We start from the raw sequence: 13,935 nt of genomic DNA, 5'->3' as shown, positions 1-13,935 counted from the left end.
GGCGTTTGCCCCGGCGCGGCGTCGGGTAGCTCGGGGCCATGGCGACTTCCGACGTACCCGGCATCGAACTCGGCAACGGCGTGGTCATCCCGCAGTTCGGGTTCGGCGTGTTCCAGATCCCGCCGGCCGACACCGCCGACGCGGTCCGCGTGGCGCTGGAGGCGGGGTACCGGCACATCGACACGGCGCAGATGTACCGCAACGAAGAGGGCGTCGGCGAGGGCATCCGGCAGTCCGGGCTCTCGCGTGAGGACGTGTTCGTGACCACGAAACTCGCCAACGACGCCCACGGCCACGACAACGCCATCACCGCGCTCGAAGGCAGCCTCCGCCGCCTCGGCACCGACTACGTGGACCTCTACCTGATCCACTGGCCGCTCCCGGCGCGCAACCGCTACGTCGAGACGTGGCAGGCGTTCGAGGAGATCCTCAAGGCCGGCAAGGCGCGGGCGATCGGCGTGTCGAACTTCCAGCCGGCGCACCTCGACGCGCTCGCCGAGAACAGCGGCACCACCCCGGCGGTGAACCAGATCGAGCTGCACCCGTACCTGCAGCAGGCCGAACTGCGTGAGTACCACCGCGCGCACGGCATCGCGACCGAGGCGTGGAGCCCCATCGCGCAGAGCGAGGTGCTGGACGACGAGGTGCTGACCCGCATCGCGGGGCGGCTCGGGAAGTCGGCCGCGCAGGTGGTGCTGCGGTGGCACATCCAGCTGGGCAACATCGTGTTCCCCAAGTCCTCCTCGCCGGAGCGGATCCGGGAGAACATCGACGTCTTCGACTTCGAACTGTCCGAAGAGGACATGACCGCGATCGGCGGGCTGGACCGGAACCGCCGCACCGGCCCTGATCCCGACACCTTCGGCAGCTGATCAGCCAGCCCGCGCCTCCAGCGTGAATCATTTCCCCGGTCCGCCTGAAAACCGTGATCAAAAACCAGGCGGTCGCAGTCCACAATGGACAGGTTCTGCTTCCCCCGCAAATCGCGTAGCCTGGCGGTGTTCCGGTCAGCGCAGACCAGAGGAGCCGCCATGGAGAGGGCCGTTTCGCACGCCCCCACCCCGATGACCGCCGCCGGCCGACTGCTCGCCGTCCTCGACGCGTTCGCCCCCGGTCGCAGCGTGCTCACGCTGAGCGAGATCAGCCGCCGCGCGGGGCTGTCCCTCACGACGGCGCACCGCCTCGCCGGGGAGCTGGTGAACTGGGGTGCGCTGGAACGCGACGCCGACGGCCGCTACCGCATCGGGCTGCACCTGCTGGAGCTCGCCGCGCTCGCCCCGCGTGGCCTGGAGCTGCGGGAACTCGCGCAGCCCTACCTCGAGGACCTGTTCCACTCCACGCGCGCCCACGTGCACCTCGCCGTCCGCGACGGGGCCGAGGTGGTGTACGTCGAGACGCTGCGCGCCCGCGGCGCGGTCACCGTGCTCAGCCGTCTCGGGCAACGCTGGCCGTTGCACGTCACCGGCACCGGCCTCGTCCTGCTCGCCCACGCGCCGCGCGAGGTGCAGGAGGACGTCCTGGTGGGCCCGCTCAAGCGGTACACCGCGAAGACCGTCACGGACCCGACAGCCCTGCGCCGGATCCTCGCGGAGGTCCGGCACACCGGCATCGCCGTCGCCGAGGAGCAGCTGACCCTGGAAGGCGTGGCGATCGCGACGCCGATCCGCGGCGCGGCGGACGAGGTGGTCGCCGCACTGGGCCTGGTCGTGCACGTCGACGAATACGAACCCCGCGCGCTGGTGCCCGTCATGAGCGCCACCGCGCGGGCGATCTCCCGGGCTCTCGGTGCTCCCTCGGCGCACCGGAACCCGGGAGCGGTCGTGGGCCGCTGATCACTTCCCGAAACCGGCGGTCAGGCCGGTGACGAGCTGCCGCCTGCCCAGGATGTACAGCGCCAGCACGGGCAACGTCGAGAGCACCACCGCCGCGAGCACCGCGGGGATGTTGACCTCGAACTGCCCCTGGAAGGCCCACAACGCCATCGGCAGCACCCGCTGGTCCGAGCTCTGCGTGAGGATCAGCGGGAACAGGAAGCCGTTCCACACGTTCAGCCCGTCGTACACCGCGACCGTGACGACCGCGGGCCGGACCAGCGGCAGCACCAGGCTCACCAGCATCCGCCAGTGCCCGGCGCCGTCCACGCGCATCGACTCGAACAGCTCGTTCGGCACGTCACGCAGGAAGTTCGCCAGTATCACCACCGACAGCGGGATCGCGAACGCGACCGACGGCAGGATCACCGCCAGCAGCGTGTCGTACAGGTGCGCCCGCGTGATCAGCCAGTAGACCGGGATGATGGTGGCCTGCAGCGGGATCGCCAGCCCCAGCAGGAACGCCCGGTAGGTCAGGCCGGAGAAGCGCGTCCGGCTGCGCACGACGTAGTACGCCGCCATCAGCGAAACCGCGACCGTGATCGCGACGGTGCCCAGCGTGACGATCGCGCTGTTGAGGAAGTAGCGCAGGAAGTCGTTCTGCAGCACCAGCGCGTAGTTGTCCAGCGTCGGGCTCGTGGGGAACGAAAGCGGGTTGGCCTCGAAGAACCCGCGCTGGTTGCGCAGGCTCGTCACGACCACGTAGTACACCGGCACGAGCACGACGACGAGCCAGAGGAACCCGGCGACGCCGCCGGGCACGTTGGGACGGGTGCGGGCCATCAGGCTCCCTCCAGCTGCGAGCCGCGCTGGAACCCGGCGAGCCTGGACAACCCCAGCGAAAGGGCGAGTCCCGCGACCACCAGCAGCACGGCCAGCGTGCTCGCGCGGCCCATGTCGTTGTTCGAGAAACCGTTGAGGTACATGTCCAGCGGCAGGAAGCGGGTGGCGTTGCCGGGACCGCCGCCGGTGAGCACGAACACGAGGTCGAAGTAGGTCAGCGAGCCCACCAGCATCAGCGTCGACGAGGTGATGATCGTGTACCGCAGCTGCGGCAGCGTGATCGAGAAGAACTGCCGCACGCGGCCCGCGCCGTCGATCTCCGCGGCCTCGTACAGCTGCCGCGGGATCTGCCGCACCCCCGCCTGGTACAGCAGCGTGTGGAACGGGACGAACTGCCAGGCGATCACGAAGATCACCACGTACAGCGCGAGGTGCGGGCTGCCGAGCCAGTCCTGGGAAAGCGCTTGCACGCCGAACGCCCTGCTCAGTCCGAAGTTCGGGTCCAGCAGCGCCTTGAACGCGATCGCGATCGCGGCCGCGGACAGCAGCAGCGGCAGGAAGTACAGCACGCCCAGCACCGCGCGGTACCGCCCGCGCCCCGCCACCAGCACACCCAGCAGCAGCGAGATCGGCGTCTGGAACAGCCAGCTGACCACCATCACCTGCACGCTCAGCCAGATCGCGTGGTAGGTGGCCGGGTCCGACAGCGCGGCCGCCCAGTTGCCGACGCCCTCCCACGACAACGCGCCGATACCGTCCCAGTGCATCAGGCTGAGCACCACCACCCCGCCCAGCGGCAGCAGCGCGAACACGGCGAAGAACGCCAGTGCCGGCACGGCCATCAGGGCCGGCGGCCCGGTGCGCGGGGACCGCCGCGCACCGGGAGCCGTCACGCCCGTCTTCCCGACCCCGGTGGCACCGGGGGCGATCGTGGGAGTGTCCATCACTTGCCGATCGTGGCGTTCATGTTCGCGGAGAACTGTTCCGGCGTGATCTGCTTGAGGAACAGCTGGCCGAGGTTGTTGAGCAGGGCGTCGGCCTGGCCGGGCGAGAGCGCCTGGTCCCAGGACAGCTGGAAGTTCGGCGCCTTGCTCGCCAGCCCGTACACGTAGGAGAGGTACTCGGGGTCCTCGGTCTTGGCCAGCTTGCTCTCGATGCCGTTGACCGGCGGCACCGAACCGCTGGCCAGCAGGCTGTCGACGTAGCTGTCGTTCATCACGCCGGTGCGCAGGTAGTCGACCGCGGCCTGCTTCTGCTGGTCCGTGGCGTTCGCCGAGATCGACCAGTAGTTGGCCGGGTTGCCGACGATGTCGTCGGGGTTGCCCTTGCCGCCGGCGACGGTGGGGAAGGTGGTCCAGCCGAGCTTGCCGTCGGTGATGAAGCCGGGGTCGGCCTTCTTGATCGTCGGGAACGCCCACGAACCCATCAGGTACATCGCGGCGCGGCCGGTGTAGAGCAGCGCGGTGTCGGCGTTGGAGTCGGTGGCGATGGAGTTGAAGCCGTTGATGAACCCGTTGGCGCTGACGAGTTCCTGGATCTTCCTGTTGGCCTCGATGATCGCGGGGTCGGACCACGCGTTCGGCTTGTTCGCCGCGACCGCGTTGAACACCTCGGGCCCGCCGATGCGGTCGACGAGGTACTCCTCCCACATCAGCAGCGGCCACTTGCTCTGCCCGCCGATGGAGAACGGCGCGATGCCGGCCTGGTTGAACCGCGGCACGAGCGCCATCAGCTCGTCCCAGGTCTTCGGCGGCTGCGCGCCGATCCGGTTGAAGAGGTCCTTGTTGTAGAAGATCACGACCGGCTGCATGCCGTTGTTGGGCACCGCGTAGGTCTTGCCGTCGATCTTGCCGGTCTCGGCGACCGAGGGCAGGTAGCGGCTGGCCAGCGTCGGGTCCTTCTGCACCTCGGGGGTGAGGTCCATGACCTTGCCGGCGTCCACCCAGGACTTGAGCATGCCGCCGTTGCCCCAGCTGAACAGCAGGGTCGGGGCCTGGTTGGCGCCCACGGCGGAGCGGATCTTCTGCTTGTAGGCGTCGTTGCCGAAGAACTGGCCGTCGATCTTCGCCTGTTCGAACGACTTGCGCATGGTCTGCTCGTCGCCGCCGGTCAGCCCCCAGGCCGTGACGCCTCCGCTGCCCGCGCCCGACGGGCCGCTGCTGCCGCACGCGGCCGTGAAGGAGAGGAGTGCGGCCAGGCCGGCCGCCATCAGCGCCGTGCGGCGCTTGCCCAGTGTCATCGTCGTGCCTTCCCCATCGAAGGTTCCGAAAACTTTCGGAAACACTATGGTGTGGCAGGGAAGATAGGCCCGCGTACAGCCCTAGTCAAGGCCTGGTGGATCGGTCAAACTGGGGCTACAGTGAGCCGAAATTTTTCGATAGGAGGTTGCGGTGCCGGCTGGTTCGGGCAAGCGGGCGACCCTGGCCATGGTGGCCGAGGCCGCGGGTGTCTCGCTGCCGACGGCCTCGAAAGTGCTCAACGGGCGGGGTGACGTCTCCGACGCGACGCGCGCCAGGGTCGAGGAGGCGCTGCGCGAGTTCGGCTACGTGCCGCAGACCGGCAGACGGCTGCCCGTGCCGACGCGCGTGGTGGACCTCGTGTTCGACGACCTGCGCAGCCCGTACTCGCTGGAGATCCTGCGCGGCATCACGGAAGCGGGCGCGGAGATCGGTGTCGACGTGGTCGTGGGCAAGGTGCCCGCCGCGGAACCGGCGGGTCCGCTCGCACCGGAGCACAGCTGGGCGCAGCGGCTCAAGAGCAGTGGCAGGCAGGGGCTGATCGTCGTCACCTCGGAGCTGAGCCTCGCGCAGGTCGAGGGGTTCGCCCGCGCCGGGCTGCCGCTCGTCGTGATCGACCCGCTGAACCTGCCGCGCGTCGAGGTCACCAGCGTGGGCGCGACGAACTGGTCGGGTGGCCTCGCCGCCGCCGAGCACCTGCTCAGCCTCGGCCACCGCCGGATCGCCTTCGCCGGCGGCCCGCTGCCCGCGTCGTGCAGCCAGGCCCGGCTGCACGGGTACCGCGCGGCGCTGGAGAACGCGGGCGTGCCCGCCGACCCGGAACTGGTGCTGCACGGTGACTTCCAGTTCGAATCCGGCCTCGAGATGGGCACCCGCCTGCTGTCGCTGCCGCGGCCGCCGACGGCGGTCTTCGCCGCGAACGACGCCACGGCGCTGGGTGTGCTGGAAGCCGCCCGCCGCCGGGGCATGCGGGTCCCCGAGGACCTCAGCGTCGTCGGCTTCGACGACACCGTGCTGGCCGAACTGGCCACGCCCGGGCTGACCACCGTCCGCCAGCCGCTGCACGACATGGGCCGCGTCGCGTTGCGCACCCTGCTGCGGCTGATCGCGGGCGAAACCCTGGACTCCCACCACGTCGAGCTGGCGACGAACCTCGTCGTCCGCGGCTCGACGGCCCCCATCGCCGACCGAGGAGCACGATGACCCGCTGGCAGGACAAGTCGCTTTCCCCCGACGAGCGCGCCGAGGCGCTCCGGGCCGAGATGACGCTCGAGGAGAAGGTGGCGCAGCTGGGCAGCGCCTGGCCCGGCAACGAACAGCTCAACGGGAACGTCGCGCCGATGCAGGACGTGTTCGCCCGCGGCGGGGTGCCGTTCGAGCAGGTCCGCGCCGACGGGATCGGGCACCTGACGCGGGTGTTCGGCACCGCGCCGGTCACCGCCGAGGAGGGCGCCGCCCGGGTTGTCGCGCTGCAAAGGGAAATCGTCGAGGAGACGCGGCTCGGCATCCCCGCGATCGTGCACGAGGAGTGCCTGACGGGGTTCACCACGCTCGGCGCGACGGTCTACCCGGCCGCGCTCGCGTGGGCCGCGACGTTCGACCCCGGGCTGGTCGAGCGCATGGCGACCGCCATCGCCGAGGACATGCGCGCGGGCGGCGTGCACCAGGGGCTTTCGCCGGTGCTCGACGTCGTGCGCGACTACCGGTGGGGCCGCGTCGAGGAGACCATGGGCGAGGACCCGTACCTCGTCGGGACGCTCGGCGCCGCGTACGTGCGGGGGCTGGAGAAGACGGGGATCGTCGCCACGCTCAAGCACTTCGCCGGGTACTCCGCGTCCCGCGCGGCGCGCAACCACGCGCCGGTGTCCATCGGCCCGCGCGAACTGCGTGACGTCATCCTGCCGCCGTTCGAGATGGCCATCCGCGAAGGCGGGGCGCGCTCGGTGATGAACGCCTACGTGGACCTCGACGGCGTGCCCGTCGCCGCGCACACCCCGCTGCTGACCGGGATCCTGCGCGAGGAGTGGGGTTTCGAGGGCGTCGTGGTGTCCGACTACTGGGCCATCGCGTTCCTGAAGAGCATGCACCGCGTCGCCGACACCGTCGGGCACGCCGGAGCGCTCGCGCTCGCGGCCGGCATCGACGTCGAGCTGCCCGACACCCTGTGCTACGGCAAGGAACTCATCGAGCTGGTGCGTTCGGGCGAGGTGTCCGAGGAGCTCGTCGACCGCTCGGTGCAGCGGCTGCTGCGACAGAAGGCCGAGCTGGGTCTGCTCGACGCGGACTGGCAGCCGCAGGCGGCCGCGGTCGACCTCGACTCGCCCCGCAACCGGGAACTGGCGAGGGAGATCGCCGAGAAGTCGATCGTGCTGCTGGCCAACGACGGTGTGCTGCCGCTGGACGCCCGGCGGATCGCTGTGGTCGGCCCGTGCGCCGACGACCCGCTGGCGTTCCTCGGCTGCTACTCCTACCCCAACCACGTGCTGCCGCGGTTCCCCGAGTTCGGCATCGGCGTCGACGTTCCGTCCTTTGTGGACTCCCTGCGGCGCGAGCTGCCGGACGCGGAGATCTCGCTGCACGAGGGCTGCCCGATCCGCGACGAGGACCGGTCCGGTATCGCGGCGGCGGTCGCGGCCGCCGAGGAGGCCGAGCTGTGCGTCGCGGTCGTCGGCGACCGGGCGGGCCTGTTCGGCGAGGGCACGTCGGGTGAGGGCTGCGACGCCGAGGACCTGAGCCTGCCCGGTGTGCAGGACGAGCTGGTGAGCGCGTTGCTCGCGACCGGGAAGCCGGTCGTCGTGGTGGTCGTGTCCGGGCGGCCGTACGCGCTGGGGCGGCACGCCTCCGCCGCCGCGCTCGTGCAGGCGTTCATGCCCGGTGAGGAGGGCGGCCCGGCGCTCGCGGGTGTGCTGACCGGGCGCGTCAACCCCTCGGGACGGCTGCCCGTGCAGGTGCCGCGGGTCGCGGGCGGTTCGCCGAACACCTACCTGCACCCGCCGCTCGGCGGGAACAGCGAGGGCATCAGCAACCTCGACCCCACGCCGCTGTTCCCCTTCGGCCACGGCATCTCCTACACCGCGTTCGAGTACTCCGGGCTTTCGGTGAGCGCGCAGGAGATCCCGGCTGACGGAACGGTGTCGATCTCGGTGGACGTGCGCAACACCGGCGAGCGCGCCGGCGAGGAGACCGTGCAGCTGTACCTGCGGGACGTGCAGGCGCAGGTGACCCGGCCGGTGCTCGCGCTCACCGGGTTCGCCCGCGTGCCGCTGGAGCCGGGGCAGAGCAGGCGCGTGACGTTCGAGGTGCACGCCGACCGCACCAGCTTCACCGGGCTCGACCTGCGCCGGATCGTGGAACCGGGCGCGTTCGAGGTGTTCGTCGGGCGTTCGGCGGCCGACCTGCCCTGCACCGGCTCGTTCGAGATCACCGGTCCGGCCCGCGAAGTGGGGCCGGACCGCGTGCTGACGACGCCCGTCGTCGTCAGCTGAGCAACCGCGCCAGCTCCCCGGTCAGCTGCCGGACCTCGTCCTCGGTGTTGTAGTAGTGCACCGACGCGCGGACGAGGTCCGGCAGGTCCCGGCCGGTGAAGTCGTACTGCGCGGACGTCCGGCGGCTGACCGAGGTGTTGATCCCCGCCAGCGCGAGGCGGTCCTTGACGTCGGCCGCGGGGAGGCGGTCGGTGCTGAACGTGACGATGCCGCACTGCCGCTTGCCCTGGTCGTGCACCGTGACGCCGTCGAGGGCCCGCAGCTGCTCACGCAGGGTGGCGGCGAGTGCGGTGACGCGCCCCTCGATCGCGGGCAGGCCCACCTCGAGCGCGTAGTCCACGGCCGCGCCGAGCCCCAGCACGAGGCCGAAGTTGCGTTCCCACACCTCGAACTTGCGTGCCGTCTTCTCGACCTCGTACTCGCCCGGCGCGGTCCACGTCGCGGAGTGCAGGTCGAGCATCGCGGGCTCCAGCCGGTCGCGCAGGCGCGGGGAGACGTAGAGGAAACCCGTGCCGCGCGGGCCACGCAGGTACTTGCGGCCGGTCGCGCTGAGCGCGTCGCAGCGCAGGCGCCGGACGTCGAGGTCGAGCTGCCCGGCCGACTGGCACGCGTCCAGCAGGAACGGCACGTCCGCCTCCGCCGCGACCTCCCCGATCTCTTCGGCGGGGTTGACCAGACCGCCCTGCGTGGGCACGTGGGTGATCGAGATCAGCTTCACCCGCTCGTCGAGGCGGCGCCGCAGGTCCGCGACGTCCACCTGACCAGTCTCGTCGTCGTCCACGACCTCGACGACCGCACCGGTGTGCCGCGCGACCTGGAGGTACGCGATGGCGTTGCTCGCGTACTCGGAGCGGCAGGTGAGGATGCGGTCGCCCGGCTCGAAGCGCATCGCGTAGAAGACGGCCTGCCACGAGCGCGTCGCGTTGTCGGTCAGCGCGATGTCGTCGGCCTGGGCGTTCAGCAGCCGCGCGACGGAGCCGTACACGGCCTCGACCCGGTCGGCCTCCGCGTCCGCGAGCTCGTACCCGCCACGCCGCGCCTCGTCGCGGAGGTACGTGACCACCGCATCCACGACCGGCTCCGGCGGCAGCGCCGAACCGGCGTTGTTGAAGTGCACGACGTCGGCGCAGCCAGGGGTTTCCGCCCGGTACCGCAGCACGTCCTCGTTGCGCATGATCGCGACCCTACCTCCGCCCCCGCGTCCGGCACGCCTTCGCGAAACTGTCGGTGCCGGGAGCTAGGCTGGCCGTCTCAGGGACCCGCAGTACCGCTATGGGGAGGTTTTCGCCGGTGTCGAACGATTCCTTCGTTCACCTGCACGTGCACACCGAGTACTCGATGCTCGACGGTGCGGCGAAGATCGCTCCGCTGTTCGCGGAGGCCAAACGCCTGGAGATGCCCGCGGTCGGCATGACCGACCACGGCAACATGTACGGGGCCGACCAGTTCTACCAGGAGGCGAAGAAGGCGGGCCTCAAGCCGATCATCGGCATCGAGGCCTACATCGCGCCCGAGTCGCGCTTCACGAAGAAGCCGGTGTTCTGGGGGCAGGCGTCGCAGCGCGGCTCGGACGAGTTCGGCGAGGGCGGTGACGTCTCCGGTGGCGGTGCGTACACCCACATGACGATGCTGGCGCAGAACGCGACCGGCCTGCGCAACCTGTTCAAGCTGTCGTCGCTGGCGTCGATCCAGGGCTACTACCGCAAGCCCCGCATGGACCGCGAGCTGATCGCGGAGAACGCGAGCGGCATCATCGCCACCACCGGCTGCCCGTCCGGCGAGGTGCAGACGCGGCTGCGGCTGGGCCAGAAGCAGGAGGCCATCCAGGCGGCGTCGGACTACAAGGACATCTTCGGGGCGGACAACTTCTTCCTCGAGCTGATGGACCACGGCCTGCCCATCGAGCGCTCGGTGCGCGAGGGCCTGCTGGAGATCGGCAAGCTGCTCGACCTCAAACCGCTGGCCACCAACGACTCGCACTACGTCACCAAGGACCAGGCCGACTCGCACTCGGCGCTGCTGTGCGTGCAGTCGGGCAAGACGCTCAACGACCCGAACCGGTTCAAGTTCGACGGGGACGGCTACTACCTCAAGTCGGCGCAGGAGATGCGCGAGTACTGGGACTCCGAGGTCCCCGGCGCCGCCGACACCACGCTGCTGATCGCCGAGCGCGTCGAGTCCTACGAGGACGTCTACACCCACAAGGACCGGATGCCGGTGTTCCCGGTCCCCGAGGGGCACAACGAGGCCTCGTGGCTGCGCGAGGAGGTCGAGCGCGGCCTGAAGTGGCGGTTCCCCGACGGCGCGCCGGAGGGCTACCGCGAGCGCATCGAGATGGAGCTCGACGTCATCATCGGGAAGGGCTTCCCGGCCTACTTCCTCGTCGTCGCTGACCTCATCAACCACGCGCGCAAGGTGGGCATCCGCGTGGGTCCCGGCCGTGGTTCCGCCGCGGGTTCGCTGGTCGCGTACGTCCTCGGTATCACGAACCTGGACCCGATCCCGCAGAAGCTGCTGTTCGAGCGGTTCCTCAACCCCGAGCGCGTCTCGATGCCCGACATCGACATCGACTTCGACGACCGCCGCCGCGGCGAGATGATCCGCTACGCCACCGAGAAGTACGGCGCGGACAAGGTCGCCCAGGTCATCACCTTCGGCACCATCAAGACGAAGGCCGCGATCAAGGACTCGGCGCGCGTGCACTTCGGCCAGCCGGGCTACGCGATCGCCGACAAGATCTCCAAGGCGCTGCCGCCGCCGATCATGGCGAAGGACATCCCGCTGTCCGGCATCGTCGACCCGCAGCACGAGCGCTACGGCGAGGCCGCCGAGGTTCGCACGCTGATCGAGACCGACGAAGAGGTCTCGACGATCTTCACGACCGCCCGCGGCCTGGAGGGCCTGATCCGCAACGCCGGCGTGCACGCCTGCGCGGTCATCATGTCCAGCGAGCCGCTGATGGACGCGATCCCGCTGTGGCAGCGGGACGACGGGTCGATCATCACGGGCTGGGACTACCCGTCCTGTGAGGCCATCGGCCTGTTGAAGATGGACTTCCTGGGCCTGCGGAACCTCACCGTCATCGGTGACGCGATCGACAACATCAAGGCCAACCGCGGTATCGACATCGACCTCGACACGCTCGGCGTCGACGACCCGGAGACGTACAAGCTGCTTTCCCGCGGTGACACGCTCGGCGTGTTCCAGCTGGACGGTGGCCCCATGCGGGACCTGCTGCGCCGCATGCAGCCGACGGTGTTCGACGACATCGTCGCGGTCGGCGCGCTGTACCGCCCCGGCCCGATGGGCATGAACGCCCACAACGACTACGCGGACCGCAAGAACGGGCGCCAGCAGGTCAAGCCGATCCACCCCGAGCTCGAAGAGCCCCTGAAGGAGATCCTGGCCGACACGTACGGCCTGATCGTCTACCAGGAACAGATCATGCACATCGGCCAGAAGGTGGCCGGGTACTCCATGGGGCGCGCGGACGTGCTGCGCCGCGCCATGGGGAAGAAGAAGAAGGAGGTCCTCGACAAGGAGTTCGAGGGCTTCCACAGCGGGATGAAGGAGAACGGGTTCTCCGACGAGGCCATCAAGGCCCTGTGGGACACGATCCTCCCGTTCGCCGGGTACGCGTTCAACAAGAGCCACGCGGCCGCGTACGGCCTGGTGTCGTACTGGACGGCGTACCTCAAGGCGAACTACCCCGCGGAGTACATGGCCGCGCTGCTCACGTCGGTCGGGGACAACAAGGACAAGTCCGCGGTGTACCTGTCCGAGTGCCGCAGGCTCGGGATCAAGGTGCTGCCGCCGGACGTCAACGAATCCGGCCCGCGCTTCGCCGCGGTCGGGGACGCGATCCGCTTCGGGATGGGCGCGGTCCGCAACGTCGGCGCGAACGTGGTCGATTCGATCATCAAGACGCGTGAGGAGAAGGGGAAGTACTCCTCGTTCACCGACTTCCTCGACAAGTCGGAGCTGGTGGCCTGCAACAAGCGCGTGCTGGAATCGCTGATCAAGGCCGGTGCGTTCGACTCGCTGGGCAACACGCGCCTGTCGATGATCCAGGTCCACGAGGACGCGGTCGACGCGGTCGTGCCGTTGAAGCGCCAGGAGGCGATGGGCCAGTTCGACCTGTTCGGCTCGGCGGACGATGCGGGTGAGGCGGCGCCGTCGTCGTCGCCGCTGGCGCATCTGAAGTTCAGCGAGGAGGAGTGGCCGCGCAAGCAGCTGCTGGCCTACGAGCGGGAGATGCTGGGTCTGTACGTGTCGGCGCACCCGCTGGACGGCGCCGAGCGGATCCTGCGGAAGCACGCGCCGCGCCCGATCGCCGCGATCCTGGACAACCCGCCGAAGGAAGGCGAGCTGGTCGTGTCCGGGTTGATCACGTCGCTGGAGCGGCGGGTCAACAAGAAGGGCGAGCCCTGGGCCATCTGCACCGTCGAGGACATGGACGCGTCGCTGGAGGTGCTGTTCTTCCCCAAGTCGTACGCCATGTTCGCCGCGGATCTGGTGGAGGACAACGCCGTGCTGGTGAAGGGCAGGGTCAACTGGCGCGAGGACAAGATGTCGGTCTTCGGGGGCGGGCTCGTGCCGCTGGACCTGTCGGAGGTCGGCAACGGTGAGGACGAGCCGCCGCTGATGCTGCACTGCTCGGCGGAGAAGCTGGACAAGAGCGTGGTGGGGGAGCTGAAGTCCACGCTGCTCGCCCACCGAGGCGAAACCCCCGTGCGCCTCAAGCTGATCGGCCGCCAACGTGAGACGGTCTTCGCACTGTACGACTACCCGGTCAAGGTCAGCTCCATGCTGATGGGTGAGTTGAAGGGCATCCCAGGCATCACCGCAGGCACCTAACGGCTGGCGCTGGGGCCGCCAGGCAGCACCACCCACACACCGCACCGGGCGATGCGAAGCGAGCGGCCCCACCGCCCACACCCACCCCCGCCCCGATCCCCAGCCGCACTTACGGCCGCTCCGGCGGGTCAAGAGTGGGCGAAGCCCATCCCGAAGGGACGCCGCAGGCGCTCTTTACGCGCCTCGATCGGCCGTGAACACTCAAGGATCGGGGCGGGGGTGGGGCCGCTCAAGCAGGGCGCGCAGCGCCCGGTGAACCCCGGTACCCGGGCACACGAGCCAAGGAAAAGGCGAGGAACAGAAGGCGGAACCAGCGACCAGGCAAGCCCAGCGAAACCAAGAACAAGCCCCGCGATCCAGCCGCGATCGAGCCGGGGCAGCCGGGGCCCGTGCCGTGGCGCGCCCCGCCCTGCCCCGCCGCCAGCCAGGGCCGGGCCGCCCCGCCCGCTCGCAGTCAGGGCCGCGCCCCGTCCCGCCCGGCTGCCAGCCAGGGCCGGGCAGCGCCTCGTCCGCTCGCCTGCCGGGGGGTCCGGGCCACGCCCCCACCCGCTCGCCCGCGGGGACCAAGCCGCGCCGCGCCCGCCCGCCAACCGATGCCGATTCCTGCCCCCAGCCGAAGCGGCCACCCACCCCCAGCGCCCCAACTGTCCCGCGTCAAGAATCTGGCTCAGTTTTCTTGGATGAAAGTTGTGCTTGTTGATC

9 protein-coding genes are annotated in these 13,935 nt (G+C 70.0%); 5 read left to right on the top strand and 4 right to left on the bottom strand.

Going from position 1 to position 13,935, the window contains the following annotated elements; translation table 11 throughout:
* Positions 1 to 38: 38 nt before the first annotated feature.
* Together ABFX51_RS23910 and ABFX51_RS23905 are read left to right on the top strand one after the other, a co-directional pair.
* On the top strand, positions 39 to 872 hold the full coding sequence (locus ABFX51_RS23910) for an aldo/keto reductase (protein ID WP_346054994.1): 834 nt from the start codon (positions 39 to 41) through the stop codon (positions 870 to 872).
* 192 nt (positions 873 to 1,064) lie between these two features.
* A complete protein-coding gene (locus tag ABFX51_RS23905; protein ID WP_346055017.1) occupies positions 1,065 to 1,832 on the top strand; it encodes an IclR family transcriptional regulator in 768 nt (255 codons plus the stop codon).
* On the opposite strand, the gene ABFX51_RS23900 is transcribed toward ABFX51_RS23905, so the two are convergent.
* The 3 genes from ABFX51_RS23900 to ABFX51_RS23890 are packed head-to-tail and all read right to left on the bottom strand — an operon-like array spanning position 1,833 to position 4,893.
* Positions 1,833 to 2,654 carry a carbohydrate ABC transporter permease gene (locus ABFX51_RS23900; protein WP_346054993.1) on the bottom strand — a complete coding sequence of 274 codons (822 nt, stop codon included), beginning with the start codon at positions 2,652 to 2,654 and terminating at the stop codon, positions 1,833 to 1,835. It lies immediately after the preceding gene.
* Positions 2,654 to 3,598 carry a carbohydrate ABC transporter permease gene (locus tag ABFX51_RS23895; RefSeq protein ID WP_346054992.1) on the bottom strand — a complete coding sequence of 315 codons (945 nt, stop codon included), beginning with the start codon at positions 3,596 to 3,598 and terminating at the stop codon, positions 2,654 to 2,656. Before ABFX51_RS23895 ends, ABFX51_RS23900 begins: the two co-directional genes overlap by 1 nt.
* Complete coding sequence (locus ABFX51_RS23890; RefSeq protein WP_346054991.1) at positions 3,598 to 4,893, bottom strand: extracellular solute-binding protein; 1,296 nt, start codon at positions 4,891 to 4,893, stop codon at positions 3,598 to 3,600. The genes ABFX51_RS23895 and ABFX51_RS23890 overlap by 1 nt, the downstream gene beginning before the upstream one ends.
* Positions 4,894 to 5,080: 187 nt before the next feature.
* Between ABFX51_RS23890 and ABFX51_RS23885 the strand changes: the two genes are divergently transcribed.
* Together ABFX51_RS23885 and ABFX51_RS23880 are read left to right on the top strand one after the other, a co-directional pair.
* Positions 5,081 to 6,094 carry a LacI family DNA-binding transcriptional regulator gene (locus tag ABFX51_RS23885; protein WP_428832498.1) on the top strand — a complete coding sequence of 338 codons (1,014 nt, stop codon included), beginning with the start codon at positions 5,081 to 5,083 and terminating at the stop codon, positions 6,092 to 6,094.
* Positions 6,091 to 8,376 carry a beta-xylosidase/alpha-l-arabinosidase gene (locus tag ABFX51_RS23880; protein WP_346054989.1) on the top strand — a complete coding sequence of 762 codons (2,286 nt, stop codon included), beginning with the start codon at positions 6,091 to 6,093 and terminating at the stop codon, positions 8,374 to 8,376. The genes ABFX51_RS23885 and ABFX51_RS23880 overlap by 4 nt, the downstream gene beginning before the upstream one ends.
* Here ABFX51_RS23880 and ABFX51_RS23875 read toward each other — a convergent pair.
* A complete protein-coding gene (locus tag ABFX51_RS23875; protein ID WP_346054988.1) occupies positions 8,369 to 9,550 on the bottom strand; it encodes an aminotransferase class V-fold PLP-dependent enzyme in 1,182 nt (393 codons plus the stop codon). The genes ABFX51_RS23880 and ABFX51_RS23875 overlap by 8 nt on opposite strands.
* Positions 9,551 to 9,666: 116 nt before the next feature.
* Between ABFX51_RS23875 and dnaE the strand changes: the two genes are divergently transcribed.
* Positions 9,667 to 13,233 (top strand): DNA polymerase III subunit alpha, encoded by a 3,567-nt coding sequence (dnaE, locus tag ABFX51_RS23870; protein WP_346054987.1) that lies wholly within the window; start codon positions 9,667 to 9,669, stop codon positions 13,231 to 13,233.
* Positions 13,234 to 13,935 lie beyond the last annotated feature (702 nt).

Origin of the sequence: Amycolatopsis dongchuanensis, from assembly GCF_039542405.1 — a bacterium.
Taxonomy (GTDB): Bacteria; Actinomycetota; Actinomycetes; order Mycobacteriales; family Pseudonocardiaceae; genus Amycolatopsis_E; species Amycolatopsis_E sacchari.
The sequence above is the reverse complement of the archived record's forward strand: the minus strand, read 5'-3'. Positions and strand labels throughout refer to the sequence as shown.

Bases quoted from the DNA above. Each gene is read 5' to 3' on its own strand.
- ABFX51_RS23910 (WP_346054994.1), top strand. From the start codon at position 39: ATGGCGACTTCCGACGTACCCGGCATCGAACTCGGCAACGGCGTGGTC.
- ABFX51_RS23905 (WP_346055017.1), top strand. From the start codon at position 1,065: ATGACCGCCGCCGGCCGACTGCTCGCCGTCCTCGACGCGTTCGCCCCC.
- ABFX51_RS23900 (WP_346054993.1), bottom strand. From the start codon at position 2,654: ATGGCCCGCACCCGTCCCAACGTGCCCGGCGGCGTCGCCGGGTTCCTC.
- ABFX51_RS23895 (WP_346054992.1), bottom strand. From the start codon at position 3,598: ATGGACACTCCCACGATCGCCCCCGGTGCCACCGGGGTCGGGAAGACG.
- ABFX51_RS23890 (WP_346054991.1), bottom strand. From the start codon at position 4,893: ATGACACTGGGCAAGCGCCGCACGGCGCTGATGGCGGCCGGCCTGGCC.
- ABFX51_RS23885 (WP_428832498.1), top strand. From the start codon at position 5,081: ATGGTGGCCGAGGCCGCGGGTGTCTCGCTGCCGACGGCCTCGAAAGTG.
- ABFX51_RS23880 (WP_346054989.1), top strand. From the start codon at position 6,091: ATGACCCGCTGGCAGGACAAGTCGCTTTCCCCCGACGAGCGCGCCGAG.
- ABFX51_RS23875 (WP_346054988.1), bottom strand. From the start codon at position 9,550: ATGCGCAACGAGGACGTGCTGCGGTACCGGGCGGAAACCCCTGGCTGC.